15 protein-coding genes and 1 pseudogene are annotated in these 20,517 nt (G+C 32.4%); 2 read left to right on the top strand and 14 right to left on the bottom strand.

Annotation, left to right across the window (positions count from 1 at the left end; genetic code table 11):
• Positions 1 to 83: 83 nt before the first annotated feature.
• From ACREV6_RS12660 to ACREV6_RS12625, 8 genes are all read right to left on the bottom strand, one after another.
• Entirely contained in the window at positions 84 to 1,244 is a 1,161-nt protein-coding gene (locus ACREV6_RS12660) for a YkvI family membrane protein (RefSeq protein WP_431578392.1), read from the bottom strand.
• Between the two features lie 52 nt (positions 1,245 to 1,296).
• Entirely contained in the window at positions 1,297 to 2,322 is a 1,026-nt protein-coding gene (locus tag ACREV6_RS12655) for an electron transfer flavoprotein subunit alpha/FixB family protein (protein WP_431578405.1), read from the bottom strand.
• Positions 2,323 to 2,405: 83 nt separating this feature from the next.
• A complete protein-coding gene (etfB, locus tag ACREV6_RS12650; protein WP_431578391.1) occupies positions 2,406 to 3,191 on the bottom strand; it encodes an electron transfer flavoprotein subunit beta in 786 nt (261 codons plus the stop codon).
• A gap of 38 nt (positions 3,192 to 3,229) precedes the next feature.
• On the bottom strand, positions 3,230 to 4,363 hold the full coding sequence (gene acdB, locus ACREV6_RS12645) for a putative isocaproyl-CoA dehydrogenase AcdB (protein ID WP_431578390.1): 1,134 nt from the start codon (positions 4,361 to 4,363) through the stop codon (positions 3,230 to 3,232).
• Positions 4,364 to 4,421: 58 nt separating this feature from the next.
• Positions 4,422 to 5,552: a (R)-2-hydroxyisocaproyl-CoA dehydratase subunit beta gene (hadC, locus tag ACREV6_RS12640; RefSeq protein ID WP_431578389.1), complete on the bottom strand. Its 1,131-nt coding sequence runs from the start codon at positions 5,550 to 5,552 to the stop codon at positions 4,422 to 4,424.
• Positions 5,552 to 6,772 carry a (R)-2-hydroxyisocaproyl-CoA dehydratase subunit alpha gene (hadB, locus tag ACREV6_RS12635; RefSeq protein WP_431578388.1) on the bottom strand — a complete coding sequence of 407 codons (1,221 nt, stop codon included), beginning with the start codon at positions 6,770 to 6,772 and terminating at the stop codon, positions 5,552 to 5,554. Before hadB ends, hadC begins: the two co-directional genes overlap by 1 nt.
• 23 nt (positions 6,773 to 6,795) lie before the next feature.
• A complete protein-coding gene (locus ACREV6_RS12630) occupies positions 6,796 to 7,617 on the bottom strand; it encodes an acyl-CoA dehydratase activase (protein WP_431578387.1) in 822 nt (273 codons plus the stop codon).
• A 56-nt stretch (positions 7,618 to 7,673) separates the two neighbouring features.
• Positions 7,674 to 8,885: a CaiB/BaiF CoA transferase family protein gene (locus tag ACREV6_RS12625; protein ID WP_431578386.1), complete on the bottom strand. Its 1,212-nt coding sequence runs from the start codon at positions 8,883 to 8,885 to the stop codon at positions 7,674 to 7,676.
• 463 nt (positions 8,886 to 9,348) lie between these two features.
• On the opposite strand from ACREV6_RS12625, the gene ACREV6_RS12620 reads away from it, so the two are divergent.
• Positions 9,349 to 10,896, top strand: coding sequence for a sigma-54 interaction domain-containing protein (locus ACREV6_RS12620; protein ID WP_431578385.1), 1,548 nt, complete (start codon positions 9,349 to 9,351; stop codon positions 10,894 to 10,896).
• Between the two features lie 345 nt (positions 10,897 to 11,241).
• Positions 11,242 to 12,798, top strand: coding sequence for a M4 family metallopeptidase (locus ACREV6_RS12615; RefSeq protein WP_431578384.1), 1,557 nt, complete (start codon positions 11,242 to 11,244; stop codon positions 12,796 to 12,798).
• 89 nt (positions 12,799 to 12,887) lie between these two features.
• Here the strand turns inward: ACREV6_RS12615 and ACREV6_RS12610 are convergent, their stop codons facing one another.
• From ACREV6_RS12610 to ACREV6_RS12585, 6 genes and pseudogenes are all read right to left on the bottom strand, one after another.
• On the bottom strand, positions 12,888 to 13,028 hold the full coding sequence (locus ACREV6_RS12610) for a hypothetical protein (protein WP_431578383.1): 141 nt from the start codon (positions 13,026 to 13,028) through the stop codon (positions 12,888 to 12,890).
• 93 nt (positions 13,029 to 13,121) lie between these two features.
• Positions 13,122 to 14,414, bottom strand: coding sequence for a helix-turn-helix domain-containing protein (locus ACREV6_RS12605; RefSeq protein ID WP_431578382.1), 1,293 nt, complete (start codon positions 14,412 to 14,414; stop codon positions 13,122 to 13,124).
• A gap of 176 nt (positions 14,415 to 14,590) precedes the next feature.
• On the bottom strand, positions 14,591 to 15,880 hold the full coding sequence (locus ACREV6_RS12600; RefSeq protein WP_431578381.1) for a homoserine dehydrogenase: 1,290 nt from the start codon (positions 15,878 to 15,880) through the stop codon (positions 14,591 to 14,593).
• 53 nt (positions 15,881 to 15,933) lie between these two features.
• Positions 15,934 to 17,246: pseudogene (locus tag ACREV6_RS12595) on the bottom strand (aspartate kinase).
• 28 nt (positions 17,247 to 17,274) lie between these two features.
• Positions 17,275 to 18,765 carry a threonine synthase gene (gene thrC / locus ACREV6_RS12590; RefSeq protein WP_431578380.1) on the bottom strand — a complete coding sequence of 497 codons (1,491 nt, stop codon included), beginning with the start codon at positions 18,763 to 18,765 and terminating at the stop codon, positions 17,275 to 17,277.
• Between the two features lie 15 nt (positions 18,766 to 18,780).
• Positions 18,781 to 19,998: a cofactor-independent phosphoglycerate mutase gene (locus tag ACREV6_RS12585; RefSeq protein WP_431578379.1), complete on the bottom strand. Its 1,218-nt coding sequence runs from the start codon at positions 19,996 to 19,998 to the stop codon at positions 18,781 to 18,783.
• Between the last annotated feature and the right edge of the window lie 519 nt (positions 19,999 to 20,517).

Here is a 20,517-nt window from a genome sequence, read left to right as displayed (position 1 = left end):
TCCTCCTCTTATAGTAAAAATAAGCATACAGGGATTCTAGTCGATAATTATGTCTGCTTTTATGTTAACTTCTAGTCCATTTGTTATAATGCAACATTTTTATCTTTACTTACTGGTTTCCATCCTATAATACCCCTTATCAACAGTGGTAATATGATAACAAATATTGAAATATATCCTATTGTTCCATACCCTTTTGCGATAAGTGGTATAAGTCCAAACTGAGCTACACACCATGTGAATATTACATACCCAAGAGAAACTAACGCACTTCTCTTTGTTTCTTTTTCAATTTTTATGGCATCAGTATCATTTCTAGCTAAGAAAGTAACTACTCTACTTGTTATTCCGAATATTAAGTTTACACCTGTAGATATTGATCCTAAAATTACTAATATAGATATTAAAGGTGTCATCCATGAAGAGCCCACACCATGCATCACAACAAATAATGCGGGTACTGTCTCTTTTAATATGCCTTCTTTATAAAATCCCATTATGCCTAATGTGGATATCCCAAGTATGGATGCATTTAATACAAATCCCCATATTGCTGCTTTTTTAGCCTCATTTACATCTTTTAAAGCATTTGAGTGGGCTAAATAAGCCCCAAGAGCAGCAGCCTGAAAACCTGCATACATAAATGTTTTCCATAAAGCTGATCCAAAGGAAGCATCATTAACTATTGCTCCTGACTTTAAACCTGCAATATTCGCGGTGATGTCACCCCAAGATGCAATTACATTAGGTACGTATACAACAAGCATACCAACAATAATAGCAATAGCCATAACCGAAGCCGCATTCCTTACTAATTTCGCCCCAAATATAGTCAAAATCAACATTCCTATTGCTATAACAATAGTGTTAATGATATAACTTGTTCCAAATACAGCTGTGATAGTAGCTCCACCAGTTGCAAATGCTATAGCTGTACCAGTTATCAATAGTAATTGATATATAATTTCAAATATTGGTGACATTACTTTTTCCACAGGTTTATAAAATTCTAATGTCCAGCTTTTATAATCATACTTTTTCTTATCCAATGCAAATTTCCAAGCGTAGTAAAAAATAACTGCAAGCAATGCTTGCGAAACTATTGGTAAAAATGCAGCATACCATCCATATGCTACAAAATACTGCACCACTTGTGCTCCTGATGCAAACCCACCCCCAAAATGAGTTGTAAACCATACAAATGCTACTGCAAAATACGCAGGCATCATTTTTTTAGTTTTCATAAAATAGCCCCCTATTTATTTAAACTCATATTCACCTTAAATGTCCTTTTATTTATGCATTTATCATTTTGACTAATTCATCAACGTTGTCTAATTCCTCAGTTATCATTGGAACTATATCATATACATCTCCAACAATGCCATAGTCAGCTACTCCAAAAATTAGCGCTGATGGATTTTTATTGATAGCAATTACTACATCTGCTTCCTGCATGCCAACAACATGTTGAATAGCACCAGAAATACCACAAGCAATATAAACAGTAGGTTTCACAGTTGTACCAGTTTGACCTACTTGATGGGAATGGTCAATCCATCCTGCATCAACAGCCGCACGAGAAGCACCAACTACTCCACCAAATTTATTTGCAAGCTTTTTGAGCATTTCAAATCCCTTTTCATCTCCAAGACCGAGGCCTCCGGAAACAATGACATTAGCATCTACTAAAGATACCATATCCTTATTTGTTTTTACAGTTTTAATTACCCTTGTTCTTATATCTTTCTCTGACAATTTAAAGTCTAAATTAATAATTTCCCCAACTTTTGATTCATCCTTTAGAGCTTTGTCCATAACACCTGGTCTTACAGTAGACATTTGCGGCCTGTTATTTGGGCAAATAATAGTGGCCATAATGTTTCCTCCAAAGGCAGGACGAGTCTGCATGATTTTTTTATCCTCTGGGTCAATTTCAAGTTTTGTACAGTCTGCTGTTAGTCCCGTGTCTAATCTAGATGACATTCTAGGAGCTAAATCTCTACCAATATGAGTTGCTCCAAGTAGCATTATTTCTGGTTTAAATTGATTTACTGCATCGCAAATAACTTTTGTGTAAGCATCTGTTGTATAGTTTTCTAAAAGAGAACTATCTGCTACATATACCTTTTGTGCACCATAAGAAATTAATTCCTTAGCAAGTCCATTCACATCTTTTCCCAGTAACACAGCACATAATTCAACCCCAACTTCATTAGCAAGCTTTTTACCTTCTCCCAAAAGCTCAACTACAACCGGAGAAATTTTACCTTGTCTTTGTTCTGCAAATACCCATATATTTTTATATAAACTTAAATCCATATCCATGTTTACCTCCAACTAATATAATGTATTTTGTTTTTCCATAAATTCAGTATTATGCAATTTATTTATTGCAAATCAACTTATATAATGTGTTTTTGTTTTAAAGCCACTACTAATTGTTCAACCTTGTTCTTAGATGTTCCTTCAAGCATTACGCCCTTTCCCTTAGGTTGTGGGGTAAACGATTTAAATACCTTAGTAGGTGAAGCTTTTAATCCTACTTTACTTGAATCAATGTCAATATCGTTAAAGCCTAAAACCACAATTTCTTTTTTATATGCATCAAATATTTTGTCTACTGACATATATCTAGGTTCATTTAATTCCTTAACCGCTGTTAATAATACAGGCATATCTACTTTAATGATCTCATATCCATCTTCTAGTTGCCTTTGTACTTCTAATTCATTACCTTTAATTTCGAGGTTCTGAACGTATGTAACTTGTGGCATATGCAGTTTTTCAGCAATCTGAGGTCCTACCTGAGCTGTATCTCCATCTATTGCTTGTCTTCCTGCGAAAATCATGTCAAATTGTCCAATTTTATTGATACCAGCTACTATTGCATTAGATGTTGACCAGGTGTCAGAACCACCAAAGGCTCTATCACTTAAAAGAAACGCATCATCTGCACCCATAGCTAAACATTCTCTTAGCATATAATCTGCCTGAGGTGGTCCCATGGAAACCACAGTTACTGTAACATCACTATATTTATCTTTTATTTTAAGAGCTTCCTCTAATGCATTAGCATCATCTGGATTTAAAATACTTGGAACACCCTCGCGAATAAGGGTTCCTTTCTCTTTATCAATTTTAACTTCTGTAGTATCTGGTACTTGTTTTACACAAACTAATATTTTCAAAATATATACCTCCAAGTATAAAAATTTTTATATTATTTCTATCTTAAAACACTGGCTGCGATTACCATTTGCTGTACTTGTGATGTACCTTCATAAATAGATAAAATCCTAGCATCTCTGTACATTCTTTCAATTGGGTAATCCTTTATATAACCATATCCACCATGAAGTTGTAGTGCTTTATAAGCAACCTCATTAGCCACCTCTGCCGCATAGTATTTTGCCATAGATCCTTCTTTTTCAATTTTCATGTGAGCATCTTTCTTTTCTGCAGTATCATAAACTAATAATCTAGCTGCACATACCTTAGTTTCCATGTCAGCTATAGTAAACTGAGTATTTTGGAACTTAGACAATGGTTTACCAAATTGAATTCTTTGCTTAGTATATTTTATAGCTTCATCTAAAGCACCTTGAGCAACTCCAAGAGCTTGCGCTGCAACACCGATTCTACCAGCCTCAAGAGTATTCATAGCAATTTTAAATCCCATACCCTCTTTGCCTATTAAATTCTCCTTTGGAACCACAACATTTTGGAAAACTAAATCAGAAGTTTCTGTACCTCTAATACCCATCTTGTCCTCATGAGCACCATGAGAGAATCCTTCCCAACTACTTTCTACTATAAATGCTGAAGTACCGCGTACACCTTTAGATTTGTCAGTCATAGCAATTACTATGGCAAAATCACAAATTGGAGCATTAGTAATAAAGCACTTTCTACCATTTAAAATATAGTTATCTCCATCTAACACCGCCTCTGCTTGCTGTGCACCTGCATCTGAACCTGCACCAGGTTCAGTTAAAGCAAAGGCGCCAATTTGCTCGCCTAGTGCTAAAGGTTTTAAGTATTTTTCTTTTTGAGCATCTGTACCAAAATTCATAATAGGTAATGCAACAAGAGAAGACCCAGCAGTAACAAAGGTACCTGTTGAACAACATTTTCTACTTATTTCTTCCATAACTATTGCATATGAAACATAATCTGCACCAGCTCCACCATATTCTTTTGGAACTATTGTGCTTGAAAATTTATACTTTGCTAGTTTATCCATTAATTCCCTTGGCATTACACCAGTCTTATCCATCTCCGCTGGCAGTGTGTCTAATTCTTTTTTTACAAAATCTCTAACTGCCTTTTGTAAAAGTATATGTTCTTTTTTAAATAACATAATAATATCCTCCATTTCAACTTTGATATAGCATTATTTTTATATAATCATTTTCAAATTATAAGCTTAGCATTTCAGCAAAAGTTTGCACACGAGTTCTAGCTTGTTCATTGTTTTGAACTTGTTGATCTATCTCAAGATATAAAGTAGGAATTCCCGCAGCTTCCACTTCTTTCTTCATTAGTGGATAATCATATTCCTCAGGATCACAGAATTTCATCATGCAGAAAATAACACCATCAATATTTTTTTCTTTTATTTGCTGGGTTATAATAGCCCCACGTTTTTTCTCAGGATCATATGCCAAGGAACAGCCCTCAAAAATGGACCAAAATCTTGCTAATCTATCTACTGCATCCGATCCTTCTGGAACGTCAAATCTAAATTGTCTTGTTTCCTGTGCTAAATCATCTGCAGCTACTGCAATGTTATTTTCAGCGAGAATACTTAGTAACTCTTCTGAGTCAGCTAATATACCTGATAACAATACTGTTTTTCCTAACCATTTCTCAGCAGGCATTTTTTCTACTTCAGAAATAAGAACTTTCACTAATTTTGTATGCTCGGATTTTTCCATGAAGAAAGCACTCTTAATGACTGTATTTCTAATTATTGGAGTAATAATATTTGGATACTTTGCAGCTACTTCTACAAATTCTCTCATGGTTTTTCTATAGTCGTTATAAATCTCAATACTTTCATTTAATTTTTCTTCTGTAACGGTGCAACCACTAATTTCTTCTAACCTTTTTTTGATATTATTGTATTCACTTTTTAAATACACAACGCCAGCTTCAATTTTTCTATTCTGAGGATGAACCAGGGAAATATATTCAACCTGTGGAACAGCTACCTTCCAATTCTGGCCCATACATATTAATGTGTCACACATACCAGGTATAATAACCGCTGATAAATCATTGTAGGCTCCCTTTAATCCATATTCAAGGCAAGACTGCATAATTGAACAAGCGAATGCTGGAAGATACTGTTTACTTAATTCAATCTCTGTGGAGCCTCCCCAAATACCCATTGGAAACATTCCAGCAGCATGAATGATCTCTTCAGGGCAGTAAACGGGGAAACATCCAACTATTTTGATACCTTTTTCTCTATAGGCTTTCACCACTGCTCCTGGATTGTTAATAACATCTTTCATCTGTGATAAAACAGTTTCAAAAGTATTCATTAGTCATTACCTCCAGTTATTTTTCTTTCTTCCATTACTTCAACTAACCCTTGTATTCTTGTTTCAAATTGAGCCTCTGTAAAATTCCTTGGATCTGCTTGATCTCCATCAAAACCCGCATAAGGTAAACCCGTAGCTTCGTATACCTTCCTTTGCATTTCATATTGCATAAGACTCATCAGTTTACAGCTTCTATTCATATGGTAGAAAGCACCATCGCAGTCACCTGATTTTAAAGAATCTATTCTAAATTTAGTCATTCTATCTAAATTTACATTATTAAACATACTACTATAGGCTCTTGCCATTCCATCTAAATCGTTGACTTCGTACTCTAAAGCCCAAGCATCAGGGTAAACACTACCAGTCATATTAACTCCATATTTTGATAAGGTCTTCATTTTAAATCCAATATATGGCCAGCAAGGTATGCCTTCCATCATGATTCTAAATTTTTCTTCTCCCCTAAAGGTTGTTTCCTTATTTTTAATTCTCTCTTCTAATTCTGCAATTAATAGTTCAAAAGCATCAGTTGTTTCCTGTTTACCTCTTGCACAAACAATAACTGCCATATAGTTGAATAAATCAAACCCATTCATAGGAGATGGCTTTGCTGAAGGTAAACTCATTGAATACTTCCAAAGCTTACCGTTTTTAGTGGAAATCTTCATAACCTCTTCAAATTTTTTAGGATCAAATTTTTTTCCAGAAATCACTTCTAACTGTTTAATAGCTTCATCAAATTGACCTTTTAAATAATCTATTCTTTCCTGACTAACTTCATATTCATTGTTAAATGTAGTGTCAATCAAAATAAGTGGTATATTTAATTCCTTAGAGATATTTTCATACCATTTAACAACTTGATTACAAATGTTATTACAACATAATAGAAAGTCAGGACGAGGCATATCTAAGCTTTCACAACCGCCATTTTCAAGAAATCCAAAATTAGTTCTTGCATAAGCACATATGTCATTAGAGTATCCTGTGTCCTCTGCAATACTACATAATTTTAGAGATTCTCTTTTTGCAGCTATTCCTGCTGCTTGATTTTCAGGATAGCATATACTAAGCCCAAAACACTCCGCAAGCTCTTGAGGAAATACAGATGTGGACCAACCTACAGGTTCACCCTTTGCTTTAGCCTCAAATGCATTTTCGTACTGCTTTGCTAATAAATTGCTTATTACTTCTTTTGATGATAATTTATCGCTCATTTTTCTCCTCCTCAAACCTTTGATTAGTTTTCAATTTCATTGCTTTCAAGTTCATTATTTTTAAGTTCTTTACTTTCAAGTTCATCAAACGCATACAAAGCTGCTCCTAATGCTCCAGTAAGTTGTGCTAAATCTGGCACAATAATTTCAAGTCCAAGGGCTACTTCCATAGCTCTAACAACCCCGCTATTTCTTGCCACACCACCTACCATTACCACACTTTCCTGGATACCTACTCTTTTTGCAAGACTAGAAACTCTTTTAGCTACTGAAGCATGAATACCAGCAATAATATCTTCAATTGCTGCTTCATTGGATAAATGAGAAATTACCTCTGATTCTGCAAAAACAGTACATGTACTACTTATAGGAACTTCCTTTGTAGATTTAGCAGACAAATCACCTAAATCTGAAACATTAACTTCAAGTGCTCTTGCCATAACATCTAAAAATCTTCCTGTACCAGCAGCGCACTTATCGTTCATAACAAAATTAACCAATTTACCACTTTCATTAAGCTTCAATGCTTTTGCATCTTGCCCACCAATGTCTATAATGGTTTTAGCACTGGGAACTAAGAAGTTAACTCCCTTTGTATGACAACTCAGCTCGCTAATTTGCTTATCAGCATCAGAATATTTCATTCTTCCATATCCAGTTACTACTAGCTTTTCTATATCCTCGCGGCAAATATCCAGCTTCCCAAATAATTCTTTCAATGCTCTTGCAGGTCCTGTAGTGCCTGTACCCGAGGGTATAGTTGAAGTAGCCACGATTTTTATACCATTCTCAATAATTACACCCTTGGTTGCTGTTGAGCCTATGTCGAGTCCCATTGTATACATACTATCCTGTCCTTTCCTATTTGGCGTAATATGCCTTACTAACAGTTTTACTAAAACTATCTAACTAGTTTGCCTGATTTCAAAGTCTGAATTTGTTCTATGTTATATCCAATTGAACTTAAGATTTCATCTGTATTTTCTTCAAGTCTTGGAGCAGGAGTCATTTCCCTAATACCCATTTCTCCAAATTTAACAGGTGAATTGACTAAAATGCCTTCATTACCTGAATCATAGGTTTTCTTCACTAAATAGTCGTTTGCCCAAGCTTGTTCATCCACTGCAATATCTGCACAAGACTGAACTCTTTCAAAAGGAATATCACATTCCATAAGAACTTTTTCCCATTCGTTAAGAGTTTTTTTAAGCATTGCCTCTGCAACAATAGTAACCATTGACTCAACATTTTCTACCATTCCATTACGGGTATTATATCTCTCATCATTCATTAAATCTTCTCTACTAATAGCCTTAAAGAATCTTTCAATCCATTGATCATATTGTATTAACGCTAATTGAATCCATTTTTCATCCTTGCATTGGTATGAATTGCAAACAGGAGAGTTTGGACTAAGTCTAGACATTGGCATCTTATTTCCGTACTGATCAGACATAATCATAGATCCAAGTCCATAAATACCCATATGATAAAGACTTACTGTTATCTTTTCTCCTGTGCCTGTTTTAGCTTTTTTTACAAGAGCTGCGCATGCACCTGCTGCAAGAGCAATACCTACGTAGTGATCACCAAAGCCTGCAGCAACATTTGTTGGAGTAGTACCTTTTTCCATAAGTGAAGACATAACACCACCTCTTGCAAAATATGATGTATAGTCAAATCCAGGTTTATCTTTTAGTGGACCTTCTTCTCCATAGCCTAAAGCTTGAACAAATATTAAACCAGGATATTTTTCTTTAAGTTGTTCATAAGATAATCCAAGTTTTGCAAGAGCTTGCACGCGAACATTTGTGACAAAAATATCTGCCTCGGCAAGTAATTTATGAAATACTTCCATACCTTCTGTAGATTTTACATTAACGCAAATACTTTTTTTATTGAAGTTTTCATTTTCAAACCAAGGATTTTCATCTTCCTGGCAAGGTGATGAGTATACTGAGCCAATACCTCTCATGTTTTCTCCAGAAATAGGCTCTACCTTAATAACATCAGCGCCCCAATCAGCAAGCATTCTAGCAGCACATGGTGCAGCAATGAAGGTTGCAAATTCAACAACTTTAATTCCTTTTAATAACCATTTGTTATCATCCATTTTAATCATCCTTTCAATATTTCTTTATATTTTGGCATTATATATATTTATGCATTATAAACTTTTAGTGCTTGTAAACTTTTACACACTATATGCAGTAGCAAAAGTTATGCCAACTAATACTTGTTTGTAAAACCACACTAAGTCTATTTTTTAACAAACTTTTACAGTGATTTTCGTCTATTTCTCTTGCAAAATGCAATTACTCCTTGCATTTTGCATTATTATTATGCACATTTTATTTTTTATATTTGTAATACGCATAATTTTGTAGCTTAATCCATAAAATTATGATATTATAACGTTATTAAATTAACAATTAACTTTGTGATTTCAAGGCTTTATTTTATTTTGAAAGGCATGGTGTTATATGAATACTATTTCACAAGATATGTTAAACAAAATATATAATCCGATAATTGTATGTAATAATACTGGACAAGTATTATATACTAATTCCATAATGAACAATATTTTTGAATATACAAAAATCAAAATTCTAAAGAATATACAAGACCTTGACATAGATTTCAATTATGAAGATATTTTAGAAAATGGAACTAACCACCGTAGTATTTTAATGAATGGAATCCCTTGTCCTGTTAGCATACATAGTCTAACTGGGGAAGGTAATTCACATAATATTATGTATATGTTTGATAATTCTGTTATTAATAATAAAACCATAGAGAATGTTATAAATGATATTGATGAAGTAATTGTTATTTTCAATGAACAGGGTGTAATTGAAAAAATGAATGACCTTTGCGATGTGCTTTTGCCCTTTAATCGCTGCGAAGCACTTGGTAAAAGCATTTATGACATATCACAAAGAGGTTTGGTAAAGGATCCTATTATTATTGATATGTTAAAAGTTAAAGAGAAAATTTATAGAAATGTTAAATATCCAAGTGGAAAAACTCTTGCCTATACAGCTGTGCCTTTTTTTCATAATAATGGTGATTTAAAGGGCGGTGTGCTTACCGGTCGCGATATTACCCGATTAATAAAATTACAAACAAACACAAATTTAGATATAAAGCAGCCTGAAACTATAGAATATATTAGTCAAAGCAAGGTTATTGATAACATCAAAAAAATGGTCATAAGAGCAGCTGCCTATGATTCATCCATATTTATTACTGGAGAATCAGGTGTTGGTAAAGAAATTATTGCCAGGATGATTTATGACTATAGTCCTAGACGAGAAAAACCTTTTATTACAATAAACTGTGGTGCAATACCCTCAGAACTTTTGGAATCTGAATTTTTCGGCTATGAAGAAGGTACCTTTACAGGTGCTAAAAGAGGTGGTAAAAAAGGCCTTTTAGAAGAAGCCAATGGAGGTACCATTTTTCTTGATGAAATTGGTGAATTGCCATTACCAATGCAAACAAAGATCCTTAGAGTAATACAGGAAAATGAATTCACAAGAATAGGTGGAGCAACCCCTATACGATTAAATATAAGATATATTAGTGCTACAAATGTATCTGAAGGAGAACTTCATAACAGTAAAAAATTCAGACAAGATTTATATTATCGCCTTAATGTTATACCAATTAAAATTCCGTCTATCAAAGATAGAAAAGAGGATATTATTCCTTTAATTAAGTATTTCCTTGATTTTTATAATAAAAAATATAATAGAAGTTTAAGATTTTCACCGGCAGCAATAAAAATACTTTATAAGTATGATTGGCCAGGAAATATAAGAGAACTTAAAAACATGATAGAAAGGTTAATTGTCCTTGCAGCTAATGATATTATCAGTGAGGAAGACCTTAGCATATTCATGAACCTAAGTGAGCTTGAAAATTCTTTAAATGATATGCCTAGTGTTATAATAAATGGTCATAGTAATCTAAGCACTGTATATGGTATAGTAGACCAAATAATGATATCAAAAGCTATAGAAAAACATGGCTCTGTTGTGAATGCATCTAAAGAACTAGGAGTTAATCCTTGCACAATACACCGAAAAATCAAGAGTGGTTGTATAAAATTGTAAAACATATTAAGAATTACAAGTGTTCATTAATGTAAATTTCTTTAATGAACACATTCTTTATATTCTAGAATTACTTTATTGTTGACTCATTATGTATGGAAATAAAAAAATACCACCAACTATAATATTTGCATTTCATCCTTTAGCCAGATGAGATGTTTTTTTGTTTTACAAAAAATAAAGAGGCACCTCTTATATATTTTATATAAATTATAAAAGTTGTTGAATAATCAACAACTTTTTTATTTTAAGCCAAAAATGTAACTAAATGTCGTAATATTTCAGTTACATTTTTGCAATATTTAGTTTATAATAAAACTATAAAAATATAAGGGGGTTTTTACTTTGTTATCAAAAAAATTGGTTTCTTTAGTTGTTATTTCATCATTATTATTCTCAAGTTTTGCACTTCCTGTACAAGCTAAAGGGAATGACGGCAGTCCACCAGATTTTCAAACCGGAAAATTATCAAAACAATTGTCAAAGGATATGAAAGGTGTACATCAATTCTTCAAAGAAAATAATTATGGAATTAAAGATCCTGTAAATGAATTGAAGGAATTAAAATCAAGTGATGACAACTTGGGTTTTAAACATATCAAAACTCAACAAATGGTAAAAGGCGTTCCAATTTATGGTAATGAATATATCGTTCACTTTAATCAAAATGGTGAAGTATACGCTATAAATGGTAAATATGATGTTAATGCAAAAAATGTTAAAATAAATAAAGCACCTTTTATAGGTCAAAACAAAGCTCTTGAGATTGCAAAAGCACAAGTTAAATTTGATGAACTTGAAACAGCTCCAACCATCAAACTTTTCTATTACAATGTAAATGATGAATATGTTCCGGTTTATTTAGTTTCATTAAGTTTCCTATCTCCAACACCAGGATATTGGGACTTCTTTATAAATGCTGAAGATGGAACTATAGTAAAACAAGTCAATAAAATAGACTCTATTGCGGCTACAGGAACAGGGCTAGGCGTACTTGGCGATACCAAAGCATTAAACCTTGACAAGGTTACTGTAAGTGGCAAGACTCAATATCAATTAAAAGATACTACCAAAGGTGGTCTTATAACTACTTTTACTGCCTCTAACGGCACTAGAACACCTGGTACTACCGTTTTTTCAACTACAAGCACAATTAATGATAAAGCAGCTGTAGATGCACATTCCTATGCAGGAGTTGTATATGATTATTATAAAACTAAATTCAATAGAAATAGTCTTGATGGATTAGGTATGGGTATTAAATCTACAGTTCACTACTCTAGAAGTTATGTAAATGCTTTTTGGAATGGAACTCAAATGGTTTATGGAGACGGTGATGGCGTTCAGGCTATTGCATTATCCGGCGCTTTAGATGTTGTTGGTCATGAAATGACCCATGCCGTAGATGAAAAGGAAGCGAATCTCATTTATGAATTTCAATCTGGAGCATTAAATGAATCTATGTCAGATGCTTTTGGTGCATTCATCGAATATTATGGACAAGCTAGCAAATTTGATTGGCTAATTGGTGAAGATATTTGGACACCTAAAGTAGCTGGCGATGCACTTAGAGACATTTCCAATCCATCCAAATATGGAGATCCAGATCATATGAGTAAATTTGTAGTTTCTCCTAATACTAAAGCCGGAGATTGGGGTGGAGCTCATACAAATAGTGGAATTCCAAACAAAGCTTGTTATCTTATAGCTTCTAATCCTAATGTAGGTATAAACAAAGCAGAACAAATTTATTACAGGGCTTTAACTAACTATTTAATTTCTACTTCTAACTTCCACGATGCAAGAGTTGCACTTGTACAATCTGCAACAGATCTTTACGGCGCAAGTGGATCAGAAGTTGCTACTATAAATGCAGCTTGGGATGCTGTAGGCGTAAATTAAAAAAGAACAAGTAACTCTATATTAATATAGGGTTACTTGTTCTTTTATTAAACATTAAAATTTTTAAATTCTACCTTACATACCTATGTTTATACGTTCTGTACTGTTGTAATATTAAATCCTTTAGAATCTGGATCATCTGTATCCATGGTTTTTATTATTCCAAACACCGAGACTGCCGCAACTAAAATAATACAACAAATCACATTTCTTAAAAATTTTTTATTCATATTATCCCCCCCTTTTTAATATAATGTAAATATTACATTTAAATACATTATAACATAAATTGTAATATGAAACCATATTTTCCAAAAAATCAGTTACATATTTATTAAACTATTTAAAGTTTTTAATCTATTCTTACATTTTTCCATGTCATTATTTTCAATATTTATAAGTGCTAGTTTATTTGATATTTTAGTATAAATCAATAGTACTGATTGGATATTCTCTCTTGAACTCAATATCTCTAACATTTCTTCGTATAAGTAAATTAACCTCTTATTATTACATAAATCTATATATATTTTTTCAAGCATATTGAAACTCAACATTGTATACTCTAAATCCTTATACGCAACTGACATGTCAAATCCTTTTGTTAAAAGATTTGTAGCTTCATTAATTTTTTCAATTCTTATGAACACATTAGACTTATCTATTAAAGTCCGATGCAATTTGGATTTATCCCTTACTTTTCTTAGTTCTTGTGACTTATCAAAATAGAACAATGAATTTTCACAATCATTTACTTCTAAATATGCTAATGCTAAATTATTATATATATTTCCCAACATAGTATTTTTTAATTGATCCTTTTTATTTAATATTTCTTTATAAATTTGTATAGATTTATTGTACTGATTTTTAGAAGAATAACAATTTGCTTCTAAAATTTTAGCATCAATTATATCAAAAAAATCTATATCATAATCACATATATCTATGTACTTTTTTATATGCTCAAGTGCATCATCTATTTTGTTTATTTTTTTATATACTAATGACATATTATATAGTGAATTTTTTTTAACTAATTTGTAATTTCCTATAATTGATAAATTGTATGCCTTTGTAAAAAAACTTAAGCTTTCAAAGTACTCCAACATTTGCAATCTACATCTGCCTAATTTATTGTAAATAAAAGCTTTGTCTTCAATACTATTAATACTATTATAAAAGATTAAAGCATCATAATAATAAGTAAATGCTTCACTAAATTTACCAATGCTATATAACATATTTCCTTTCTTTACATACAATGTTGATAAGATATCTGACAAATTATACCGACTGCATACATCAAATAAATAATCAATTTCATTGATTAATAAGGTATCATTTATTTTTTCATTGCAATATTCTATAGCTTCCTCCTGCGGACTTTTTAGTAGATGCTTTTCATCTATATCTAAATCCAGCCCAATTTCTTTTGATTTTGATTTAAATATTTCTATAAGCAATTCTGCAGTTTTCAAGCTTAGTTTCCTTTTGTTATTTTCAACCATGCTTATAAAGTTTCTAGATACTCCTATTGATGTTAGTTCTTCCTGTCTTATTCCAAGAATTTTTCTCAAATTTTTAATTTTTTCACCAATGGTTAGAAATTCCATACTTCCACCTACTTTATATATTCATTCCTTTAACTATCAATATTCAATTATTATTAATTTAATCCTTTTTTAATATAAATAGTATAACATGCTAGAATTATTTGTCAAAAATTTCTTTTTAAAAATCAGCAAAAAGAAGTTGGCAATATAATTACCAACTTCTTTTTTTGATGTCTTTAATTAAATGATTCTATCCTTATTATGCTTTCCACGCTGTTTACGTTTTCCAGTGCTTTTATTTTTTCGAGAGAATTTCTTATATTTTTTTCTAAACTTTTATGAGTAATAAATACTAGTGGTACATCATCTTCACGACTTACATCTTGAGTCATGGATATAATACTAACATTATTTTCCCCAAACACTTTCGCTGTATCCCCTAAAACACCTGCTCTATCTTTAACATTAAGTCTAATATAGAATTCCGATTCATTTTCTTCTGGTTTTTTTATTTCTTTAAAATCAACTTTCTCACTTTCATCACTTACGTCGGCTGGCTTTACATTGTTTCTTAATATAGAAATTATATCCCCTACAACTGCACTTCCAGTTGGCAAATCCCCTGCTCCTCTTCCATATAACATTAACTCTCCCACTGCATTTCCTTTTATCATAATGGCATTAAATACATCATTTACATTTGCCATAGGGTGATTTGAGGGTACTAGAGTTGGATGTACTCTTAACTCTAATTTGTTATTTTCTTCCTTCGCTATTGCAAGTAGCTTTATTGTATAACCAAATTTCTTTGCATATTCTATATCCAGGGAACTAATATTTCTTATTCCTTCTCTATAAATAGCATCATGATTAACTTTAGTTCCAAAGGATAGTGATGCCATTATAGCAAGCTTATACACAGCATCATACCCATCTACATCAGAGGTTGGATCAGCTTCAGCATATCCCTTTTCCTTAGCCTCTTTTAATGCCGCATCAAAGCTGATTCCATCATTGGTCATTTTACTTAATATATAATTAGTTGTTCCATTTATAATTCCAATTATCTGCTCTATTCTATTGGCTGTAAGGCTCTCATTAATTTCTCGTATTATTGGAATTCCGCCCGCAACACTTGCTTCATAATAAAATAATACCTTTTCCTCCTCAGCTATTTTGAATAACTCTTCGCTCCAATTTGCAATAACCAGTTTATTAGCAGTTACAATATGTTTTTTAGCTTTCATAGCGCGTATCATATATTCCTTAGCTTCACCCCGTCCTCCAATGAGTTCAACCACAATTTTAATACTTTCATCATTAATAACATCATCAATATTGTCTGTTAATATTTCCTTAGATATAGCAATATCTCTTTTTTTATTTATATCTTTTACTAGTATTTTAGCTACCTCTATTTCGTAATTTGAACGTTTCATTATTTCTTTTTTATTTTCCTGGAGTATTTTCCATACGCCTGTACCAACATTCCCAAACCCTAAAATTGCTATCTTTACTTTTTCCATATTTATCTACCCCTCCTAGTTAAAATTTATTATTGCAGCAGGTCAAGTGATGATTAACTTTCAAAGGCTTTATACACTGCCCTAATGGCATTTTCAAAATCCTCGTTTTCTACACCAACAAAGATGCTGAGCTCACTGGAACCTTGATTTATCATTCTAATATTTATATTGTTTTTTGATAATGCGCTAAATAATTTAGCAGATATCCCCTTAGTCCTTATCATACCTTCTCCAACCACTGCTATTAAAGCCATGTTAGGATAGGCTATTAAAGAATCTGGTTTACATTGATTTTCAATTTCTTCTAATATTATGTCCAGCTTATTGTCGAGCTGCGCATCGTCAATTACCAATGAAATTGAATCTATCCCGGATGGTATATGTTCGAAGGCTACATTATTATTTTCAAGAATTGAGAGAATCCTTCGTAAGTATCCTATATGCCTGTTCATAAGCGTTTTTTCAATTGCTATTACTGTAAAATCTTTTTTTCCTGCTATACCTGTAATATTTCCAGTTTTAATTTCTAATTTATCATTTAAAATAAAAGTTCCCTTGTCTAATGGCTTATTAGTATTTCTTATATTTATTGGAATTCCATTATTCTTAACAGGAAAAATCGCCTCTTCATGAAAAACCTTTGCACCCATATATGAAAGTTCCCTAAGTTCTTTATATGTACCTCTTCAATATGTTTGGGATTACTTACAATACTGGGATCTGCCATTAAAAAGCCTGATACATCTGTCCAGTTTTCATAAACTAGCGCCCATATACCCTTAGCAATTATTGCTCCAGTAATGTCTGATCCCCCTCTTGAGAAGGTTCTTATTTCACCCTCTCTGGAAGCACCATAAAATCCTGGTATTACTGCTTTTTTTACCACTGATAGTCGTTTATTTACAGCATCATAGGTTGCTGCCTCGTCCAAACGTCCACTTTTCTTAAAAATAATAATCTCGGCAGCATCAATAAATTCATACCCCAAATATTCAGCGAGTATTAAACCATTAAAATACTCTCCCCTACTTGCCACATACTCTTCTGAAGCTCCATTAATTATTTTTTCCTTAAGTTCCCTTAAATATTTTAAAATATCTATGGAAAGCTTTAATTCACTGCATAAAACAGTATATCTTTCTTGGATTAATTTGAACAATTCATCAAAGGGTAGTGATTTTTCCACATGCTCATGACATAAATATAAAAGATCTGTTATTTTATAATCACCACTACTTCGCATGCCCGGAGCTGATGGCACAATATATGCCCGCCTATTATCGGACAAAACAATATCTTTTACTTTTTTGAATTGCTCACTATCACATAATGAACTTCCGCCGAATTTTGCAACTATAACTTCCATAATTTCTGCCCCTTACTGTTTTATAATTTTATAGGTTAAGGATTTTTTCTATTTGCTTTTGCATTTCATTTTTTTCGCATTTAGTTTTGTGAATCACAGGTTTCTTTTCTAAATCTACTATGCCTGCTGGAATATGAATGTTTGTTATCTTGCTAAGTTCTTTTATTAATTCAAAATCATTTAATCCTGCATATTTTGCATCTATTGATTTCATAACATCCGTTGTGAATTTATAGGGGCTTGCAGTAGAAACAATAACTGTCTTTGTAGTGTCCAATGTTTCTTTTAAATATTTTTGATAAACCGCGTAGGAAACGGCAGTATGTGTATCAATTACATAATTGTTAGCTTTATAAACCTCAGTTATTGACTGCGCCGTCTCTTCTTCACTTGCGTAACCTCCATAAAAGTCCACTAACCCTTTTTTCATAATATTATCAATTTCATATCTACCCTTTACTGAAAGCTCTTTCATAAGGTTTTTTATCACTTTCGCATCTTGACCACTAATAGCATATAGCAATCTTTCAAGATTACTTGAAATCAATATATCCATTGAAGGAGACATTGTAATCACAAAATCCCTTACTTTATCATAGGTACCGGTATTTATAAAATCAAATAAAACCTTATTTTCATTTGAAGCACAAATTAACTTTTTAATTGGCAAGCCCATTTTCTTTGCGTAATATCCCGCTAATATATTGCCAAAATTGCCAGTAGGAACAGAGAAATTTATTTCTTCTCCTATTTCAATTTCCCCCTTATTACAAAGCTGAGTATAGGCATAAAAATAATATACAACCTGAGGTATTAACCTTCCTATATTTATTGAATTAGCTGATGAAAACATACTGTTTTTTTCTTCTAATTTTTTGAGAAGATTAACATCCGTAAGCATCTGTTTAACTCCATTTTGTGCATCATCAAAGTTTCCATTAATGCCTATTACAAAGGTGTTATCTCCAGTTTGTGTTACCATCTGCTTTTTTTGAATCTCACTAACACCCTGCTCTGGGAAAAATACTATTATCTTTGTACCATCTACATTTGCAAAGCCTTCCAAAGCAGCTTTTCCTGTATCCCCAGAGGTAGCAGTAAGGATAACCATCTCTTTATCATTATTCAGATTTTTTACTGCGGTTTTTAATAAGTAGGGCAGTATTGATAATGCCATGTCTTTAAATGCTAAAGTCGGCCCATGGTATAACTCTAAAAAGTATGTTCCAGCATGCTTTACCAAGGGTGCAATAATAGGCGTATCAAATTTTTCATCATAAGCCTTATCTATACACATTTTCAACTCATCTTCCTCATAATCAGTTAAAAACTCCTTCATTATAATTAATGCTAACTGTTTATAATTCATATGAATGAGGTCTTTAAGCTGGGTATTTAACTTTGGTATTGATGTCGGTACAAAAAGCCCACCATCTTCGCTAAGTCCCTTTGCAATAGCTTCTGCAGCTGTTACTTCCTTTTCATTTCCGCGAGTACTCTTATAATATATTTGCTTCATAATTTTCTTCTCCCCCTACCTAACACCTTTTAAAAAATAATCCATTAACTTATATCCTTCTGGAAAATATAGGCCTGTGTCTTTTGCCCCAATTTCATCATAACATCCATTAGGGTTGTCCTTCTCATCATTGCTTTGGTATATTAAAAATGGAACAGGATCACTTGTATGTGTCCTGAGAGCTAAAGGTGTAGGATGGTCTGGAAGTATTATCATTTTATAATCTTCACCTAGTTCCTTCATTTCCTCACTAATAACCTTTACTATTTGGTTATCTATGTACTCTATGGCTTTATATTTATTTTCTACTTCACATCTATGACCGCATTCGTCTGGAGCTTCAACATGAATATAAACAAAATCATTTCCCTTTGCAAGCTCAGCCATTGCAGCTTTTGCTTTGCCTATATAATTAGTATTAATATTCCCAGTGGCCCCTTCAACGTCAATAATATCTAGTCCTGCACAAAGTCCTATGCCTTTTATTAAATCAACAGCAGAAATTACTGAGCCTTTTAAATTATATTTCTCATAAAAGTTAGATAAAAGTGGTTTCTTTCCTTCGCCCCAAATCCAAATGGAGTTAGCTGGGTTTAATCCTTTTGCCACTCTTTTTTTATTTATATCATGCTGTGATAAAAATTGACTACTTTTCTTTATCATTTCTTCAATTACTTCACTATTTAGACCCTTAGGCATATAATCCTTTACTTTCTTTCCCAAAATATCATGAGGTGGTGTAAGATTCCAGTCAAAGGGCCCATTATCCCATATCATAAGATGTCTATAGCCAATACCTGGATAGAACTTTATTGCCTCAGTGCTTAAATACTCACTTAATGCACTTATTAATTCCGCTGATTCCTCAGTTGTTATTTCACCAGCACTATGATCTAGCATAATCTTCTCCACGTAGGGCTCACCTTCAGATACTGTTACTAAATTACATCTAAAGGTAATATCTGTATCTAGCATATTTACTCCCATGCTTGCTGCTTCAAAGGGTGAACGTCCACTATAATACACAAAGGGATCATAGCCAAAAACACCCATATTCGCTGTATCACTGCCTGGAGGCATACCCTCTGGCACAGTTTTAACCATACCAACAATACCATGCTTTGCCATATAATCAATAGCAGGAGTCCTGGCATATTGAATGGGTGTTTTATTATTTAATTCTTTTACAGGGTAATCTGCCATTCCATCTCCTAGCACTACAATATATTTCATATGTTAACCCTCCTTCTTTTGATTGTTGATTATAAAAAATATATTACTTCAAATCCCTCTTAGATATTTGCTAACTGAAGTATATAGATTATTAAGAATATTTCTACCACTTTTAAGTAGTTTTATATATTATAGTATAAATTCATCTATAAATCAAAATTTTAAGTTAAAATTGAGTATTTTTTTTTTATAAACCGTCATTTTCTTGCTTTAATAAAAAATCACAAAATTTTAAAACACCCTTAATTACGCAAATTAATAGGTTCAAATATGATACTTATTCCTCATGTAAAACATTAACAAATACTACATATAATCTTAATAATGCCGTAACAATTTTATGTTATGAGCTATTAAATATTCAAAATTACTTTACATCTTCTTCATTATATGGACATAATTCTATGTTATCATCTACTTATAGATTAATAAATTAATAAGTTATTAGATTTATAAATTAAAGCAAAGTCCCCCTTTACTTTAATAATAAAGGCTGCGAAGTAATACTTCACAGCCTTT

Source organism: Clostridium sp. (assembly GCF_050717515.1).
In the GTDB taxonomy this organism is placed as follows: Bacteria; Bacillota; Clostridia; order Clostridiales; family Clostridiaceae; genus Clostridium_AD.
Note: the sequence above shows the minus strand (reverse complement) of the source record. Positions and strands in the feature narration are given on the sequence as shown.